The organism is Methylophilus sp. 3sh_L (assembly GCF_046766015.1).
Lineage (GTDB): Bacteria > Pseudomonadota > Gammaproteobacteria > Burkholderiales > Methylophilaceae > Methylophilus.
Genome location: NZ_JBKOUF010000008.1, coordinates 1 through 18,814, shown reverse-complemented (window position 1 = coordinate 18,814; position 18,814 = coordinate 1). Strand labels below are relative to the sequence as shown.

Annotated in this window: 16 protein-coding genes and 1 pseudogene; 8 read left to right on the top strand and 9 right to left on the bottom strand. The window is 50.3% G+C overall.

The window, feature by feature from the left end; all coding sequences use genetic code 11:
• Nucleotides 1–2: 2 nt before the first annotated feature.
• The 4 genes from fdhD to ACIDF8_RS13110 are packed head-to-tail and all read right to left on the bottom strand — an operon-like array spanning nucleotide 3 to nucleotide 5,849.
• Nucleotides 3–902, bottom strand: coding sequence for a formate dehydrogenase accessory sulfurtransferase FdhD (gene fdhD, locus ACIDF8_RS13125; protein ID WP_412011065.1), 900 nt, complete (start codon nucleotides 900–902; stop codon nucleotides 3–5).
• Entirely contained in the window at nucleotides 902–3,793 is a 2,892-nt protein-coding gene (gene fdhF / locus ACIDF8_RS13120; RefSeq protein WP_412011064.1) for a formate dehydrogenase subunit alpha, read from the bottom strand. Before fdhF ends, fdhD begins: the two co-directional genes overlap by 1 nt.
• 18 nt (nucleotides 3,794–3,811) lie before the next feature.
• Nucleotides 3,812–5,377, bottom strand: coding sequence for a formate dehydrogenase beta subunit (locus ACIDF8_RS13115; protein WP_412011063.1), 1,566 nt, complete (start codon nucleotides 5,375–5,377; stop codon nucleotides 3,812–3,814).
• A complete protein-coding gene (locus tag ACIDF8_RS13110; RefSeq protein WP_412011062.1) occupies nucleotides 5,370–5,849 on the bottom strand; it encodes a formate dehydrogenase subunit gamma in 480 nt (159 codons plus the stop codon). Before ACIDF8_RS13110 ends, ACIDF8_RS13115 begins: the two co-directional genes overlap by 8 nt.
• 131 nt (nucleotides 5,850–5,980) lie before the next feature.
• Between ACIDF8_RS13110 and moaA the strand changes: the two genes are divergently transcribed.
• The 8 genes from moaA (at nucleotide 5,981) to lplT (ending at nucleotide 14,360) form a co-directional block, all read left to right on the top strand.
• Nucleotides 5,981–6,991, top strand: coding sequence for a GTP 3',8-cyclase MoaA (moaA, locus tag ACIDF8_RS13105; RefSeq protein ID WP_412011061.1), 1,011 nt, complete (start codon nucleotides 5,981–5,983; stop codon nucleotides 6,989–6,991).
• Nucleotides 6,991–7,569, top strand: coding sequence for a molybdenum cofactor guanylyltransferase MobA (gene mobA, locus ACIDF8_RS13100; protein ID WP_412011060.1), 579 nt, complete (start codon nucleotides 6,991–6,993; stop codon nucleotides 7,567–7,569). Before moaA ends, mobA begins: the two co-directional genes overlap by 1 nt.
• On the top strand, nucleotides 7,566–8,834 hold the full coding sequence (gene glp / locus ACIDF8_RS13095; protein ID WP_412011059.1) for a gephyrin-like molybdotransferase Glp: 1,269 nt from the start codon (nucleotides 7,566–7,568) through the stop codon (nucleotides 8,832–8,834). The genes mobA and glp overlap by 4 nt, the downstream gene beginning before the upstream one ends.
• A 173-nt stretch (nucleotides 8,835–9,007) precedes the next feature.
• Nucleotides 9,008–9,706, top strand: a complete 699-nt coding sequence (locus ACIDF8_RS13090; protein ID WP_412011058.1) for a TonB family protein — start codon at nucleotides 9,008–9,010, stop codon at nucleotides 9,704–9,706.
• A gap of 9 nt (nucleotides 9,707–9,715) precedes the next feature.
• Nucleotides 9,716–11,194 carry a sensor histidine kinase gene (locus ACIDF8_RS13085; protein WP_412011057.1) on the top strand — a complete coding sequence of 493 codons (1,479 nt, stop codon included), beginning with the start codon at nucleotides 9,716–9,718 and terminating at the stop codon, nucleotides 11,192–11,194.
• 109 nt (nucleotides 11,195–11,303) lie between these two features.
• Nucleotides 11,304–11,765, top strand: a complete 462-nt coding sequence (locus ACIDF8_RS13080) for a peroxiredoxin (RefSeq protein ID WP_412011206.1) — start codon at nucleotides 11,304–11,306, stop codon at nucleotides 11,763–11,765.
• Nucleotides 11,766–11,777: 12 nt separating this feature from the next.
• On the top strand, nucleotides 11,778–13,172 hold the full coding sequence (locus ACIDF8_RS13075) for a PhoH family protein (RefSeq protein ID WP_412011056.1): 1,395 nt from the start codon (nucleotides 11,778–11,780) through the stop codon (nucleotides 13,170–13,172).
• A 21-nt stretch (nucleotides 13,173–13,193) separates the two neighbouring features.
• Nucleotides 13,194–14,360: a lysophospholipid transporter LplT gene (gene lplT / locus ACIDF8_RS13070; protein ID WP_412011055.1), complete on the top strand. Its 1,167-nt coding sequence runs from the start codon at nucleotides 13,194–13,196 to the stop codon at nucleotides 14,358–14,360.
• A 69-nt stretch (nucleotides 14,361–14,429) separates the two neighbouring features.
• On the opposite strand, the gene ACIDF8_RS13065 is transcribed toward lplT, so the two are convergent.
• From ACIDF8_RS13065 to ACIDF8_RS13045, 5 genes and pseudogenes are all read right to left on the bottom strand, one after another.
• Nucleotides 14,430–15,755 carry an NAD(P)/FAD-dependent oxidoreductase gene (locus ACIDF8_RS13065; RefSeq protein ID WP_412011054.1) on the bottom strand — a complete coding sequence of 442 codons (1,326 nt, stop codon included), beginning with the start codon at nucleotides 15,753–15,755 and terminating at the stop codon, nucleotides 14,430–14,432.
• A 74-nt stretch (nucleotides 15,756–15,829) separates the two neighbouring features.
• Entirely contained in the window at nucleotides 15,830–16,339 is a 510-nt protein-coding gene (locus ACIDF8_RS13060) for a c-type cytochrome (protein ID WP_412011053.1), read from the bottom strand.
• Nucleotides 16,340–16,479: 140 nt separating this feature from the next.
• Nucleotides 16,480–16,962, bottom strand: coding sequence for a c-type cytochrome (locus tag ACIDF8_RS13055; protein ID WP_412011052.1), 483 nt, complete (start codon nucleotides 16,960–16,962; stop codon nucleotides 16,480–16,482).
• A 223-nt stretch (nucleotides 16,963–17,185) separates the two neighbouring features.
• A complete protein-coding gene (locus ACIDF8_RS13050; protein ID WP_412011051.1) occupies nucleotides 17,186–18,061 on the bottom strand; it encodes a quinoprotein dehydrogenase-associated putative ABC transporter substrate-binding protein in 876 nt (291 codons plus the stop codon).
• Between the two features lie 246 nt (nucleotides 18,062–18,307).
• Nucleotides 18,308–18,814: pseudogene (locus ACIDF8_RS13045) on the bottom strand (PQQ-dependent dehydrogenase, methanol/ethanol family); the annotation flags it as partial.

The window sequence follows — 18,814 nt, the reverse complement described above, 5'->3', positions numbered from 1 at the left end:
GCTCAGGCCGCTGGGCCAAGCTCGCCGCTATACACAACACATTGGCCCGCCCTGGCAAAGCCAACCAGTAAAAAACCATACTCCTTAGCCAGGTTAACAGCCAAAGCCGTAGGAGCCGAGATCGCCACCAACACGCGGCCACCCGCCATCGCGACTTTTTGCACCATTTCGTAACTGGCACGGCTAGTCGTCAGCACCCAGTGGTCCTGCCAGCAGTCAGGCCACGCGACTTGCTGGCGCAACAGCGAACCGATCAGTTTATCCAGGGCGTTATGCCTACCCACATCCTCCCGCACACACACGACTTTCCCCTGCCTATCGGCAAGGGCGGTGGCATGGGTCGCGCCTGTCATCTGTTGCAGAGGCTGCTGGGATTGCAATCCTGCAAGCGCCGTAGCGATGACGTCAGCATCCAGTCTGACGGGCGCTGATACGGCCCTGTCAGGATGCTTAAATACTTGCTGCAGGCTTTCTGCACCGCATAAACCGCAACCCGTTCGGCCAGTGAGGTTACGCCGTTGCGCCTTCAGTGCAACAAATTGCTCGGTGGCTAATTCTATGTGCAGCTCAACCCCCTGCAATTGACCATCGTCATGCATGATCGCTTTCGCCTCAACCCCATAAATCTGGTTGCGCGCAGTGATGATGCCTTCAGTAAAAGAAAACCCATAGGCAAAATCTTCCAGGTCAGCCGGGGTAGCCATCATTACTACATGTGAAATCCCGTTATACACAAACGCAATCGGGACTTCTTGCGCCAAAGCGTCGGCGACGACCGTCACCTCACCCTGCCGCCAGCGACTCACCGCCAGCGTGGCAACCGCTTGCGCAGCTGCTTGTGGCGGCAATGCCTGCTCAACCGACAGAGAACATTGCGTAAACACCTCTTTCACTGCGGTCATCAGGATACAACCGTCTGCGGATCCATGCCTGACAACTCAATCTGGGTATCACTGAATGAACGATACTGTTTTTGCCAATCAGACAATTGATTTACCTTGGATACCTGCACTGCCGTCACCTTGTACTCTGGACAATTGGTCGCCCAATCCGAGTTATCGGTGGTAATCACATTGGCACCGGACTCAGGATGATGGAAAGTGGTATAGACCACGCCAGGTTGTACGCGCTCGGTAATCCTGGCTCGCAACACGGTCTGCCCGGCGCGGCTGGTAATCCCCACCCAGTCGCCCTCAACAATCCCACGGTCCTCAGCATCATGCGGGTGAATCTCGATCACATCCTCATGATGCCAGACCACGTTTTGGGTACGTCTGGTTTGCGCACCTACGTTGTATTGAGACAAGATACGGCCTGTGGTCAGGATCAAGGGATACTTCTGGTTAACACGCTCAGTGGTAGGCACATACTGCGTCACAAAGAACTTGCCCTTGCCACGCACAAATGCATCCACATGCATGGTCGGTGTGCCAGCCGGCGCCTCATCGTTACAAGGCCACTGGATACTGCCCAACTCATCCAGTTTTTTAAAGCTGACTCCAGCAAAAGTAGGAGTCAAAGCGGCAATCTCATCCATGATCTCGCTGGCATGTGCGTACTGCATGGGATAACCCAGAGCAGCCGAAAACTTAGCGGTAATCTCCCAGTCTTCCATCCCGTTCTTGGGCGTCATGACTTTACGCACGGGCGAAATGCGGCGCTCGGCATTGGTAAACGTGCCATTTTTCTCGAGGAATGACGCCCCGGGGAAAAACACATGCGCAAACTTGGCGGTTTCATTCAAGAACAAGTCCTGCACAATCACACATTCCATATTTTCCAATGCATGGGTGACGTGCTGGGTGTCTGGGTCTGACTGGGCAATATCCTCACCCACACAGTAGACCGCTTTAAAACTGCCTTCAGCGGCCAGGTCCAGCATATTGGGAATACGCAGTCCAGGATCGGCGCTCAGTTTGACGCCCCATGCCTGCTCGAATTGTGCCCGTGTTTCATCATCAGACACATGACGGTAACCTGGGAATTCATGCGGCATGGACCCCATGTCACAAGAGCCTTGCACATTATTCTGCCCGCGCAACGGGTTCACCCCCACGCCTTCACGACCGACATTCGCGGTCGCCATCGCCAGGTTGGCAATACCCATCACGGTGGTGGAACCTTGGCTGTGCTCTGTGACGCCTAAGCCATAGTAGATGGCCGCATTGCCACCGGTAGCATACAAGCGTGCAGCTTCTCTCACCTCTTTGGCTGGCACGCCCAATTCTTTTTCAAGTGCTTCTGGAGAGTTTTCAGGCTTGGCGGCAAAATCACGCCAGGCCACATAAGAATCCCATTCGCAGCGCGCTTTAACAAAGTCCTCTTGTACCAACCCTTCGGTCACAATCACATGCGAAATAGCTGAAATCATGGCCACATTGGTCCCTGGGCGCAGCTTAAGGTGATAGTCAGCACGGATATGGGGAGAATTGCCGACCAGGTCGATTTCGCGTGGATCGACGATAATCAGTTTGGCCCCTTCACGCAAACGGCGCTTCATCAATGAACCAAACACAGGGTGACCATCGGTAGGATTAGCACCCATGACAAAAATCACATCTGACTTCATCACTGAATCAAAGGTCTGTGTGCCCGCAGACTCTCCTAGCGTTTGCTTGAGGCCATAACCGGTCGGGCTATGGCAAACACGGGCACAAGTATCCACGTTATTCACGCCAAACACGGCGCGGATCAGTTTTTGAGTGACATACACTTCTTCATTGGTACAACGGCTGGAAGTGATCCCCCCAACGGCCTCTTTGCCATACTGTTTTTGGATACGCTGGATTTCGCCAGCAGCATAATTAATTGCCTCATCCCAGCTCACTTTTTGCCAGGGATCATGAATACTCTTGCGTATCATAGGTGTGGTAATGCGATCCGCATGCGTCGCATAGCCCCAGGCAAAGCGACCTTTGACACAACTGTGGCCATGGTTGGCGCCACCGCTTTTGCTTGGCGTCATGCGCACCACTTGTTCGCCCTTCATCTCTGCGTCAAAACTACAGCCCACGCCGCAATAGGCGCATGTTGTTGTCACTTTATGCTCTGGCGTCCCAGCCTCAATCACGGTTTTTTCCATCAGTGTGGCGGTCGGGCAAGCTTGCACACATGCACCGCAAGACACACATTCAGAGTCCAGGAAATCTTTATTGCCCGCTGAGACTTTGCTATCAAAGCCGCGGCCTTGAATGGTCAAGGCAAAAGTACCTTGGGTTTCCTCACACGCACGCACGCAACGCGAACAGACGATACATTTGGATGGGTCAAAGGTGAAATAAGGATTGGACTCATCTTTAGCTTGCCCCAGGTGATTTTCGCCTTCGTAGCCATAGCGGACTTCACGCAAACCCACCGCACCCGCCATGTCCTGCAACTCGCAAGCCCCATTGGCGCCGCAAGTCAGGCAGTCCAGCGGATGGTCAGAAATATACAACTCCATGATGCCCCGGCGTACATCGGCCAATTTAGGCGTTTGCGTTTTCACCTTGAGGCCGGGCGCGACTGGCGTCGTACAAGAGGCAGGATAGCCACGACGCCCTTCGATTTCGACCAGGCATAAGCGGCAGGAACCAAACGGCTCTAGAGAGTCAGTAGCACAAAGCTTAGGTACGGTAACGCCCCCCAACTGCGCCGCATGCATGATAGAAGTGCCCTCAGGCACGGTGACGTCCACCCCATCAATATTGAGGGTCACCATCACATCGCTATCTGATTTTGGTGTGCCATAATCCTTGTCCGGGTCATACTTGAGGGATTGCGGCTGTGAAGAGGAGTATTTAATGTCATCCATAATAATGTCCTTTGCTGCCTAGGCTGCAGCCTCTTTACCACTTAATCCAAAGTCTTCAGGGAAATGGTTCAATGCACTCAAGACCGGGTAAGGCGTCATCCCGCCTAAGGCACACAATGAACCGTTCAGCATGGTGTCTGATAAATCGCGCAACAAATGTACCTGCTTGGCGCGGTTATTTCCGACCATAATCTTGTCCATCACCTCGACCCCACGGGTTGAGCCGATGCGGCAAGGCGTACATTTGCCACAACTTTCCTCAGCGCAAAACTCGAAGGCGTAGCGTGCCATTTTCGCCATGTCGACACTGTCATCAAAGGCGACAATGCCGCCGTGCCCCAGTACCGCCCAGATTTTGCCGAATTCTTCATAATCCAGCGGCGTATCAAACTGGCTTTCAGGCAAGTAGGCGCCCAACGGCCCACCCACTTGTACGGCACGAATTGGCCGTCCGGTCGCTGAACCGCCACCATAGTCATACAGCAACTCACGCAAGGTCGCGCCAAAGGCCAACTCCACCAGGCCGGTTTGTTTTAAATTGCCCGCCAACTGGATAGGCAAGGTGCCGCGTGAACGCCCCATCCCATAATCTGCATAATATTGCGCGCCTTTATCCAGAATAATCGGCACCGTCGCGAGCGAAATCACGTTATTCACAATGGTTGGCTTGCCAAACAAGCCTTCAATGGCAGGCAGCGGTGGCTTGAAGCGCACCAGTCCACGCTTGCCTTCCAGGCTTTCCAATAAAGAAGTTTCTTCGCCACACACATAAGCGCCTGCCGCACGGCGCACCTCCAGGTGAAACGTATGGCCGGAGCCCTGTATATTCTCACCCAGGTAACCGGCATGATTGGCCTTACGGATCGCCTCATTCAGTGTTTTCAAGGCATGTGGATATTCGCTACGCAAATAGATATAACCCTGTGTTGCCCCGACAGCAATCCCGGCAATGGTCATGCCTTCAATCAAGACAAACGGATCGTCTTCCATGATCATACGATCGGAATAGGTGCCAGAATCGCCCTCATCCGCATTACAAACCACATACTTTTGTTCGGCGGGCGCATTCAACACCGTATTCCATTTAATGCCGGTCGGGAACGCAGCGCCGCCGCGGCCACGCAAGCCCGAGTCTGTCACCGCTTTGACGATGTCCGCGCCAGACATTGCCAGCGCATTTTTGAGCCCTTGATACCCATCCTGTGCAAGATAGTCTTCGAGCGAGAGCGGTTCAGTCACACCGACCCGTGCAAAAGTGAGACGCTGCTGTTTTTTTAGCCAGGAGAGCTCTTCAGTCAAGCCGAGATATAAAGGATGCGCTTTTGCTTGGTCTGCCAAGGGCTGGGTAAACCCGGCATCAAACAAGCCAGCCACATCTGCGGGTGAGACTGGGCCAAAGGCGACACGCCCTTGCGCACTTTCAACTTCGACCAGGGGCTCTAGCCAGAACAACCCTCGTGAGCCATTACGCACCAGCGTAATGGCTAGGCCTCTTGCCTCGGCTTCTTGGATGATTTTTTTTGCAGTGCGCTCAGCCCCTAAAGAAAGCGCTGTCGAATCGATAGGCACATAGATTTTAACCATGACACACCTCAGCAATCAGATCCGTCACTTTTTGTGTATTCATGCGGCCATAGACCTCTTCATCCAGCATGACGGCAGGCGAGCAACCACAATTGCCCAGACAGTAGACCGGTAGCAAGGTCACTTCGCCATCCGCAGTGGTTTGATGATAGTCCACGCCTAGTCTGGCTTTCAATTCTGCCTCCAGCTTTTCTGAGCCCATGGCTTGGCAGGACTCAGCGCGGCAAACTTGCAACACGTGTTTGCCAACCGGATGGGTATGGAAATGATGATAGAAACTCACCACGCCGTGCACCTCGGCCACCGAGAGTGCCAAGGCCTTGGCAATGTCTGGATAGACGGTTTCCGGCACATAGCCGATATCGTCCTGAATCGCATGTAACAGCGGCATTAAGCCCCCCGGTACATGCTGGTGTGCTTGAATATGCGCTTGAATTTGCGCATGCTGTTCATGGCTTAAAGTGTTATCCAAACCGACCTCACATCCTGACGAGTTACAATTCAGTTACATTCTATCACCATGGCATCATATCCTCTATTTATGCCTTGTTAAAGCAAAAAAAGGGCATAAAATGCTGATTACTTTAAATTTTAATGATTGCAATGCACACGCCAGCCCCTCTGCCCACCCAATTGATCGACCAGTTTAGCCGACAGGTGGACTACATCCGCCTGTCGATTACTGACCGCTGCGATTTTCGCTGCCAATATTGCATGGCAGAGGACATGACCTTTTTACCTCGTCACGAAGTCATGTCCCTGGAAGAGTGCGCGCGTCTGGTTAAATTGTTTGTCCGTATGGGCGTACGTAAAGTTCGCATCACTGGTGGTGAACCGCTGGTACGCAAAAATGCACTCTGGCTGTTTGAGGAGATTGGTCATTTGCCTGGCCTGCAAGAGTGTGTCATCACCACGAATGGCAGCCAACTGGATAAATATGCCCAAGCATTGAAAGCGGCAGGGGTTAAACGCATCAATATTTCCATCGATAGTTTGCAGGCAGACCGATTTAAAGCCATCACGCGCGTAGGCGAATTATCCAAAGTATTGAGCGGCTTGGATGCTGCCATCGCGGCCGGCTTTGAAAACATTAAAATCAATTCAGTCCTGATGCGGGGCATCAATGAGGATGAAGCAGAAGCCCTGGTTGACTTTGCCATTCAAAAACACATCGATATTAGTTTTATTGAAGAAATGCCGTTGGGCGAAGTGGCGCACAACCGCGAGCAGAGTTACGTGAATAACTCAGAGACGCTGGCATTGCTTAAAAGTAAGTTCTCACTCACGCCAAGCACCCACAAAACCGGCGGTCCTGCCCGCTATTGGCAGGTGAACGGGCAAGCCACCAGAATTGGTTTTATTTCACCTCATAGCCACAACTTTTGTGAAAACTGCAACCGCGTTCGCATCACCTGCCAGGGAGAGCTGTTTTTATGCCTGGGCCAGGATCATCAGGTCAATTTATTGCCACTGTTGCGTCAGCATCCAGATGATGACTTGCCCCTGGTAGAAGCCATTTTGCATGGCATGCGCATCAAACCCAAAGGGCATGACTTTGATTTGCGTCGAGCCTCACCCGCCGTCGTGCGCTTCATGTCCCATACAGGTGGTTGATGCAGATAACCGCAGTCATTCTTGCCGGAGGGCGCGGCTTGCGCATGGGGGGCGTGGACAAAGGCCTGGTAGACCATCAGGGCAAGCCGCTGGTCGCGCACGTGCTTGAACGCATCCAGCCACAAGTGGACCATGTCCTCATCAATGCCAACCGTCATCTGGACGAGTACCAGCGTTTTGGCGTACCCGTGGTCACTGATGCCAACGACCAGTTTGAGGGTCCTTTAGCCGGCATGCAAGCCGGTATGCAGCATGCAGCCACGGACTGGATCGTGAGCGTTCCGTGTGATTCGCCCTTACTACCGCTGGACCTGGTCAGTCGGCTCAAAAGCGCCGTAGAGGTCGCGCAACAATTACACAAGCAAGTCAACACCCTGGCGATTGCCCGCAGCCAGAGCGGGACACACCCGGTCTTTTGCCTGATGCCGCGCACCCTGTGCAACGATTTAGATCAATTTTTAGCGCAAGGCCAACGCAAAGTGAGTGCGTGGCAAGCGCAGCATCCTCATATATACGTTAGCTTTGAAGATGAGCAAGCGTTTACCAACATCAATGAACGCCAACAAACCTCCCTATGAACCAGAAACAAGATTTATTACGTCAATTAGCCCACGACCCGGCTGGCGCTGAGGATTATGACCCGAATGCCATGTCGGTCGCTCAAGCGCGGCTGTACATCCAGCAATTCCTGACGCCCGTGCAAGAGACCGAGCGCATCTCGATCAAGCACGCGCTTGGCCGAGTGCTCGCTAGCCCGGTGATCTCTTCGCTCAATGTGCCTGGCCATAACAACTCTGCCATGGATGGCTTTGCCTTCAGGCACGCGGAAGCGGCACAGCGTTTGCATATTGTCGGCACCGCTTTTGCCGGCAGAGCATTTGACGCAATCATTCCAGCGGGAGCTTGCATCAAAATTATGACCGGCGCCGTGGTGCCGCCAGATGCAGATACCGTCGTCATGCAGGAACATACAGCGGTCGACGGTGAATATGTCAGCATCCAAAAATTGCCAGGCAAGGGCGCCAACGTACGTTTGGAAGGCGAAGACATCGCGATCGGGCAAACCGTACTTGATAACGGTCACACGCTGCAGCCAGCGGATATGGGTTTACTGGCCTCGTTAGGGATCGCCGAGATAGAAGTTTACCGGCGTCTCAAAGTGGCTTTTTTCACAACTGGTGATGAGCTGGTCAGCGTAGGGCAGCCCTTGCAAGCGGGCCAAATTTACGACAGCAACCGCTACAGCCTGTGGGGCATGTTGCAAGCCTTGGGCGTAGAGGTTGAGGATATGGGGAATATCGCAGATGATCCTCAAGCACTGGAACATACGCTGTTGCAAGCCGCGGCGCAGTTTGATGTGGTGATCACCAGTGGTGGCGTCTCTGTTGGTGAGGCAGACTTTATGAAGCAACTGCTGGCAACCCATGGCGAAGTGCTCTTCTGGAAAATCAACATGAAACCAGGGCGGCCGCTGGCATATGGCAAGTTGGGGCAAGCACATTATTTTGGCTTGCCTGGCAATCCAGTTTCCACCATGGTCACGTTTTACCAGTTTGTACAATCTGCGCTCAAAACCTTGATGGGAAGCCCGCAAAGCACAGTTCCCACATTTAAAGTTGAATGCGTCAGCACGATCAAAAAAGCGCCGGGCCGCACCGAGTTTCAACGCGGGATCTTGTTTCAGGCGGGAAATCACTGGAAGGTCAAAACCACTGGCGAGCAAGGGTCCGGTATTTTAAGCAGCATGAGCCAGGCCAATTGCTTTATTTTGCTCGACGACTACGCTCAATCCATAGAAGCAGGTAGTTGGGTAGAAGTACAACCATTCAAAGGTATTTTCTAGCCCACTCCAACCTAGGCAAACTGGCAAGAATATTCAAAAATAGCTTATAGTGTCGGCTTGCTGCGGGGGTCATCAAAAGGGATATTGGCGTGCAAGCCGTGATAAAAGAAACAAAACAATTCAGTCATTTATTAGAGTGGTGCTTAATTGCCTCACTGCTGATACATGCTTTGATGATGTTTACCCTTCCCAAACCTGACTACGACCTGCCGCCGCCTAAAAAGCAGGAAATCCGCATTGAACTGGTCAAACCAGAGCCACCAGCAGTGAAGCCTGCCCCGCCAGCTCCTGCAGAACCTGAGCCTGTAAAACCGACCCCGCCCAAACCACAGCCACAGCAGCCAAAAGCAGAACCTAAGCCCATAGAGCAAAAGCCTGTGATACCACAAAAGCCGTCGCCGACGCCAGAGCAAGCAGTAGAAACACCTCGTCCTGTGGTAGAGTCACCCGCCCCGGCCGTGATTGCCGCGAAACCCAGCGTCAGTGAAGCCAAGCCTGAAGTCGCAGTGCCACCCCCTGCGCCCGCAGCCCCGCCAGAACCTGTCAAGGCTTCTGGTCCTAGCGAAGGGGACATTGACGCAGCGCGCAATGCCTTTAGAAGTGCGGCGCATCGGGAGTTGAAGAAAAATCAGCGCTACCCGCGCATTGCACAAGACAGAGGCATAGAGGGCGATGTCAAACTAAGCATTAGCATTGACGATCATGGCAATATCACCAATATTGAGGTGGTCGAATCCAGCGGCAACAAAGCCATTGATGATGCGGCCTTAGCTGCAGCACAAAAATCGCAACTAAAACCTCACTTCCACGAGATATTACGTGGCAGAATCAATAACATTATTGTTACGGTCAGCTTCAAACTTTCCAGTTAGGCGCACATCTTGTTCAAGCGAAAGCCAGACAGCTCTTCCAAACATTGGCAACATGACAAACCGCTCAGGTCCTTACTGCTTTTTCACGACATTTATTTTATTGCCCTGATTGTGCTCGCCGTCGCCAGTGGCGGCTACGGTATTTACTTATGGGACAAGGCCTCCAAACAATCCCAACGCATCAATGTTGTGATCCAGGAAATTTATCTGGTGCGGGGCGACCTTTACCGGCAAATGAAAGAGCTATTTGATGCCTTTTTTTTGCAGGAAGCGAATGCACTTAATGAGTACAACCAATATACGACATCCATTCTTTTGCATATGGAGCGTTTGCAGTCGATTGCCCTGGACCAGGAAGAGCGCGATGCGCTGATGGAGATCGAACACAAATACCGCAGCCTGGTGAATGAAGCTCCTGCGCTGTTTTACCGTTACAAAAATAATCCGGACCGCAATGCCCAGAAATCCATCTATCAGGACATTGAAACCGGCATTTTCAAACACTACGAAGAAGTATCAAAGCGGGCAGAACGTCTGCTCATGATCAAGCAAGGTGAAATCAAGCACAGACTGGATGAAGCAAGAAGCAACTCTATCGCGGTCCTGTCGTTGCCACTGCTACTAGCCTGTGTGCTGATCGTCTATTCCAGGCGCATCCTGAAAGAATCCATCGTGCGCCCGATTAATGACATCATGCAAGCCACCAATGCGATTAGTGGCGGTAGCCTCACCCATCAGGTGCCAGAGGCTGGCGCGGAAGAGTTGGCCATGCTATCGCGTGAAATCAATAAGATGGCCGAAGACTTGGCAGCCAGCCGCGATGCACTGGTCAAAAGCGAGAAACAAGCCGCACTTGGCCTGCTGGTGCCTATGCTGGCCCATAACATCCGCAACCCTTTGGCGAGTATCCGGGCGACCGCGCAAGTCATTGATGACCCGCAACTCGACAAAGATACCATTGAGTCTATTCAAGGCATCATCCACACCGTCGACCGGCTAGAGCGCTGGACAGGTAGCCTGCTGTCATACCTTCATCCAATTAAGCCTATGCTTAATCAATTACGACTATCCAATATTGTGCAAGGGGCGATCACCACCTTAAATCCCAAGCTCAATGAAAAGCAGATCCGGCTGCAAGAAAACAGCACAACGGTGCAACAGCTCATTTTGACCGATGAGCACTTATTGGAACAAATGCTCTACAACCTGCTTCTAAACGCCACAGAGGCATCACCTAAAGGGGCAGAAATCCAACTGCATTGTTCCCTGCATGATCAATTGCTGACGCTAGTGATTATTGATCAGGGGCCGGGCATGCCCTTTAAGCCTGACCCGCACGCACTGACGCCCGGGCCAACCACCAAGCGGTTTGGTACTGGTCTTGGCATTCCGTTTGCATTTAAAGTGTGCGAGGAGCTCGGCGGTAGCATGACCTTTGAAAGTAGTGCAGGCACCGGAACGCGCATTACCATCTTGTTACCGCAATAATCATCAGCCTCTATTGTGCTGCATGATTGCAGGCAAGGAATGTGCGATTTGTGCTTGCTTAATTTTGTATTTTTATCAACAATGTGATTAAGTGATAGCGATGTCAACTATGTTAAATTCACCTGTTCCAGAACTCAGCTTACCTGCGACCTCCAGCCTGCAATTTAATAGCAAAGACTATTTAGGCAAGTTTCTCGTCCTGTATTTTTACCCCAAGGACTCTACCCCAGGCTGTACGACGCAAGGGATGCAATTCCGTGATATGCATGCTGCCTTTTTAGAAGCGAATGCCGTCATTTTTGGTATTTCACGTGACACCCTCAAATCGCATGAAAACTTCAAGGCCAAATACAGCTTTCCATTTGAACTCATCTCAGACAGCGATGAAGTGGCTTGCCAGGCATTTGATGTGATTAAAATGAAAAACATGTACGGCAAACAAGTGCGCGGTATTGAGCGCAGTACATTTCTGGTGAACCCACAAGGCATCATTGTGCGCGAATGGCGTGGTGTCAAAGTCGATGGTCATGCCGCTGAGGTATTAGCCAGCATACAGTCTTCCCACTCATAAAAGTGATTTTCTATGGCCCGTGCTCCACAAACCAAGCTTTTTGTTCTCGATACTAACGTTTTGATGCACGACCCTTCGTCGCTGTTCAGATTTGAAGAGCACGATGTCTACCTCCCCATGGTCACCTTGGAGGAGCTGGACAACAATAAAAAAGGCTTGACCGAGGTGGCAAGGAATGCGCGCCAAGCCAGCCGATTCCTAGAAGAAATCATGGGCGGCAATGAGAGTGCCAACCTTGAAGAGGGCTGTCCGCTAGCTATCCAGGGTAACCGCCATTTAACCGGGAAACTGTTTTTCCAAACAGAACATGTGCCAACCGATTTGCCTGGACTGGCTGGCAGTAAGGCAGATAACCAGATCATCAGCGTAGTGCTGGCGCTCAAGAAGCAACATACGAAACGCAATGTGATTCTGGTGAGTAAGGATATTAATATCCGCATCAAAGCCCGCGCCATGGGCGTGGCGGCTGAGGACTATTTTAACGACAAGGTGCTGGAAGACAGCGATATGCTGTACACCGGCTTGCGCGAACTGCCAGAAAACTTTTGGGACTTGCACAGCAAGGACATGCATTCATGGCAGGAATCTGGCCGGATGTATTACAAAATCAGCGGCCCGATCGTCAAATCACTGCTCGTGAACGAGTTTGTTTTTTATGAATTCAACAAGCCGTTTCATGCCATTGTGCGCAAAATTGAAGATAATGCAGCCATCCTGGAAGTTGTTCAGGACCACATGAACCCCAAACACAGCGTGTGGGGAATTACCGCGCGCAACCGTGAGCAAAACTTTGCGCTCAACCTGCTGATGGACCCTGACATTGATTTTGTCACCCTGCTAGGCCAGGCTGGCACCGGCAAAACCCTGCTCACCCTGGCAGCCGCGCTCACACAAACCCTGGATAAAAAACGTTACTCGGAAATCATCATGACCCGCGTGACCGTGCCAGTCGGTGAAGATATCGGCTTTTTACCAGGCACCGAAGAAGAAAAAATGGCCCCCTGGATGGGAGCACTCGAAGACAACCTGGATGTCCTCAATAAAACCGATGAGGACGTGGGAGAATGGGGGCGTGCAGCCACCCAGGACCTGATCCGCACCCGCATTAAAATCAAATCCTTGAACTTCATGCGTGGCCGGACCTTCCTGAACAAGTTTCTGATCATAGACGAAGCACAAAACCTCACACCAAAACAAATGAAAACCTTGATTACACGTGCTGGTCCCGGCACCAAAGTGGTCTGCCTGGGGAATATTGCCCAGATTGATACGCCATACCTCACAGAAGGTAGCTCAGGGTTGACTTATGTCGTTGACCGCTTTAAAAACTGGTCGCATAACGGACATATCACCCTGGTGCGTGGTGAGCGCTCCCGCCTGGCGGATTTTGCAGCAGAGGTCTTGTAGACACTCGTCTGCGCGCTTGTTATGGTCAAAGGCTTTTATACCTTACTGATTGCCCAGTTTTTGTCGGCAATCGCAGATAATGCATTGCTATTTGCTGCGATTGCCCTACTGGCAAAATTAAACGCCCCTAGTTGGCATGAGCCGCTATTACGCGAATTTTTTGTGATTTCCTACATCTTGCTGGCGCCTTTTGTCGGTCCTTTTGCCGATGCCCTGCCCAAAGGTCGGGTCATGTTTTTGAGTAATGGCCTGAAGTTTATTGGCTGCCTGATGGCGCTAGCAGGCATTCCGCCCCTGTATGCATACGCAGTGGTTGGAATCGGTGCCGCGGCATATTCGCCGGCGAAATACGGCATTCTGACCGAGATGCTGCCGTCAAATCTGCTAATCAAGGCCAATGCCTGGATGGAAGGCACCACAGTCACGGCAATTATTTTAGGGCCAGTGCTCGGCTCGACCTTGTCCGCAAATAACCCATATATCGGCATTGCCTGTATCATGTGTTTGTATTTGCTGGCAGCAGCCTTCAATTACTATATTCCCAAGGTGCCGATTGACCACAAAGTAGAACAAAAAAATCTCTGGTTTCTACTCAAGGATTTTTGGCACGCATTCATCACACTCTGGAAAGATCCGCAAGGCCAGGTGTCACTCGCTGTCACCACCTTATTCTGGGGTGCCGGTGCAACATTACAGTTTGTGGTTCTGCAATGGGCGGATATCCGTTTAGGCTTCTCGCAACAACAAGCCACTTATTTGATTGCTATTCTTGCTGTGGGGATCGCGATCGGCTCGATTATCGCTTCTAAATATGTTGAGCTTGAGAATGCCGTTAAAGTATTACCGGCTGGCATTTATATGGGGATCTTGGTGATGACCATGATCGTCATCCACAGCCCGATACTGGCTGGCATCTTGCTGTTTGTCATCGGCATGCTTTCAGGCTACTTCCTGGTACCGCTAAACTCATTGCTGCAGCACAGAGGGCATCATCTACTCGGGGCCGGACACTCGATTGCCGTGCAGAACTTTAACGAGAACATCGGTATTCTATTACTGCTGGGTGCTTACACCTGGATGGTAGGCGCCAAACTTGAGATCAATACCATTGTCGCTATTTTCGGCACCTTTATTATTCTAAGCATGTCATTGATCACCTTGGTTTATCGCAAGCACATCCAGCGGTAAGCGTTCGATAAAAATTGGATTTTAAGCAATAAAAAAGGGCGCTTGAGCGCCCTTTTTTATTGTTGAAGGTTAATGCAATTTGACATGCGGTTCAGTCCGTCTCGAAATGATACGCCCAATCGTATGCACAATAACCGCTAACACCCCGTGCAAGGCCATTAAGTGCATTTTATACAACGAACGATACATTACTCGAGCGAACAGCCCCTGGATGTACATGCTGCCACCCGCCACCGCGCCCATCAAGCTACCAACAGTCGAGTATTTACCCAAATTCACCAATGAACCGTAATCAGTGTAGTGGAACTCTGGCAAGGACTCTTTCCCAGCAACACGCGCTTTCACTGTCTTGATCAGCAGCGAAGCCTGCTGATGGGCTGCCTGTGCACGTGGCGGCACTGTCGCATCGTGACCCAGCCAAGGGCAAGCCGCGCAATCCCCAAATGCAAAGATATTGGTATCACGCGTCGTTTGCAAATGTTGGTTCACCACTAACTGGTTAATACGGTTTGTCTCCAAACCATCAATATCCTTGAGGAAATCAGGTGCTTTGATACCAGCTGCCCAAACAACTAACTCCGCAGGAATCGTACGTCCGCTATGTGTAGTGATCCCTTTAGGCGATACCTCGGTCACCCGTTCACCGGTGAAGACATTGACCCGTAATTTACGCAGCTCAACATCCACCGCATAAGAAAGCTTAGGTGGCAGCGCTGGCAAAATACGGTCACTGGCTTCAATCAATGAAATTTTTACATCGCGGTCTGCATCAATCTTATCCAGGCCATAGGCCGCAAGTTCACGCGTCGTATTGTGCAACTCGGCGGCCAACTCTACACCGGTTGCGCCAGCCCCTACAATCGCCACTTCAAGCTGACCGGGTTTTAAAGGCTCAGGTTGTGTTTGCGCGCGCAGCAATGCATTGTGTAAATAGCGATGGAATTTTTGCGCTTGTGCCTGGGTATCCAAGGCAAGCGAATACTCACGCGCCCCTTTGATACCAAAATCATTGGTAGTACTTCCCACTGCAATAATCAAGGTATCGTATTTGAATGAACGGCGCGCAATGATTTCATTACCGTCCTCATCATGCACGGGGGCCAAAAACACCTCACGCGTGGCACGATTCAGGCCATCCATGCGGCCTAATCTGAATTTGAAGTGATGCCAGTGTGCCTGTGCCAGATACTCCAGCTCATGGCGGTCAGGGTCCATGCTGCCTGCTGCAATTTCATGCAATAGCGGTTTCCAGACATGGGTTCGGGTTGCATCAATCAAAGTGATCCTGGCCTTTTTCTTTTTGCCCAAGGAATCACCCAATTTGGTGGCTAACTCCAGGCCACCTGCACCACCACCTACAATAATGACATGGTGTAAATCATTTTCGTCAGTCACGCTCACATTAATCCTTCAATAAAAAAGCGCGCCTGCCGTACTGCCAAGCGCGCACAACACCTCAAATAATACGACTATTCGTTACCAGTAATTTTGGCATGACTACGAATAAAAGCGATGATTTTCAATACATCGTCAGGCTTCAAACCATCATCTGGCGCCATCAAACCAAAGCCTTTAGCACCCATCCCGCCGTTGGTACCATGCCAGATGGTTTCAAACATGCCTTTATTAGTTGCATTCTTCGCATAGCGGAAATTTTCACCGATCAAGCCAGGCCCTACAGCGCCTTCACCATGCCCGCCGTGGCAAGCAACACAAGAGAACAAGTTGAATTTCTTTTTGCCTTCTTTAATCGCCTCTTCATTACCAATATATGGGTTTTTACCTGTTGCCAAAAACTCCTTGGCAGCAGGCGTATCAAACATTTTATGGTCAATTTCCATCGGTTGACCGTCTTGGGTAGCGACAAACTGTATCGCTTTAACATCCCCACTTTCGGCGGAAGCACTTGCCGATTGCCCACCGTTGTTACATGCCGACAACATTGCAGCCAACAATGCTGTTAATAATAAACTTCTCATCGTTACCCCCAGGTTTTATATAGTGTTATTCCTTAAAATGCTGCCACGCTTGTTATATTCTTATGATCATACAGCATGTTTTTATTGTGCCATAAAAACAAAAAACGGTCACCTAAGTGACCGTCTTTATTCGCAACGAATTATTCGTTACCTGTCATGCCTACGTTGCTGTTACTACGCACATAAGCAATTACTTTCAACACTTCATCTGGCTTCAAACCATCATCTGGAGCCATCAGGCCAAAACCTTTAGCGCCCATACCACCGTTGGTACCGTGCCAGATGGTTTCGAACATGCCTTTGTTTGTTGCGTTTTTAGCGTAACGGAAGTTCGCGCCAATCAGGCCAGGGCCAACAGCGCCTTCACCTTTACCACCGTGACAAGCAACACAGGAGTACATGTTGAAAATTTTCTTGCCTTTTTTGATGGCATCTTCGTTACCGATGTAAGGGTTTTTACCCGTTGCCAAAAACTCTTTAGCAGCATCTGTATCGAACAAAGCCTTGTCAATATTAATGGTAGAACCGTCTTGAGTTGCTGAAAAAGTAATATCAGCCATTGCACCTGTGGCAAATGCCATCAAGGAAATCAACAATGCTGATTTAAGTGTGTTGCCTAACATGTTTTCTCCTAATCCTAAACAAAATGAGCGGCGATAAGTGGAAAACCAAACAATTACCGCATGCTCATTTAACGAATCGTTCCAGAAACGGTTGACGAATAATTCATTAATTAATGACAGAATTTATCACACAGCCATCTCAAAACAAGGCAACGATTCTACTGTGTTTTTTTTTGCTTGTCATTAGCAACTGCCTGTTTATAAAACTTTTTTGGCAGCACTGTTATTTTTTATACACACTATCGCCTTCAACCACAGGCACGGTTGGGATCCCATAGTCTTTCAAAATGGCATCAATTTTATCTTTGTTGCGCTCCAGGGCTTCATTAATCATTTTGATGCGCTCTTTATCCTTCATCCGGACAGCCACTGAAATGTTCCAGTACTCCTTACCTTTGAGATTCACTTTGTTGTACTCAGGAATCAGGCGCATCTCAAGTGGCACTTTGGAGTTTTTTACGAAGTAGCCAGCGATCGGCCCCCACATTACGGCGACATCAATGTCGCCTTTAACCAGATCATCAATTATGAAACTGGTTGGTAAATTCAGGTCACGCTGCAAGCGGTAAGGGCGTGCATTCGTCATCAAGTTAAAATCATTCAGAGGAATGGTGGCCGGACTTTTATCTACAATCCCGATAATGCCTTTTTTCAAGTCTGGGGAATCCCAGTTAGTAATATCGTAATTACTATCCTTACGCCAGACGAATACATGGCCTGAGCGATAGTAAGGTTTAGACGTCCTCAAGCCGTCAAAGTCGGATGTCATGCCAATGATCACATCACAGCGCATCGCGTTAATCGTATTGCGCAAGAAACCTTGGCGGTTATAAGCATATTGAAAGGTCAGCTTTTTGCCGAGATCATCCGCCAGCACTTTTGCAATTTTGTCCTCAAATCCTTCCAGCTTTATATTTGAGTAAGGCATATTGTCGGGATCAGAACAGACCTTGAACTCAGACTCATCCGCTACGCGGCGCACTTCACCAATCCGGCCCTCATCAGGGTTGATGGAGGGAATGTCAATCTCTTCTGCAGACACCCATGATTGCGCTACCAACATCAATCCAACCGCACCCAGCATATTCCATATTTTCATTTTGACTTCTTCCTTTTTTGTGATTGTTTCCTGTCGCTTTTTGAACTTCTTCATATGCAAAAGTTCGATTAACTCACGACAAACTCAATCATCTTATCTTGAATACGTATTGATTTGTAGGGAAACACTACTTAATTAATTGTTCATGGTTTTTAATCATGAAATTCATGAAAAAAAACACCCTGCCGAAGCAGGGTGTTAAGGAGTCAACGTACTTCTGTAAATGTAATTTAAGTCTAACTCAAATTACAGTGAGAACACGTTCAATGCACCGCCGCCAGGAGCAGCGTTGTACTTGGTCAACTCTTTGTAGCCACCAGCAGCACCCAGTGCGTCTGTGTCGTTAGTCATACCCAAGTTCATCGCAACACCAGCCCAACCACCGATACCGGACAATACGCCAACGTATTGTTTACCAGCATGGCCGTAGGTGAATGCGTTACCAATCACGCCAGAACCCACTTGGAATTTCCACAGTTCTTTACCGTTTTGTGCATCAACAGCTTTGAACCAGCGATCCAAAGTACCGTAGAACACGATGTTAGAAGCTGTAGTCAGAGCACCGCCCCATGCAGAGAACTTCTCTTTGTTGTACCAAACTTTTTTGTTGGTCATTGGATCGTAAGCGCCGAAGCCACCCATTACGCCGTCTGGACCAGCAAACATAGTCAAAGTAGCACCAACCCATGGTTGACCAGCAACGTATTTGGACTCAACTGGCTCGTATGTCATACATACGTGGTTCAATGGTGT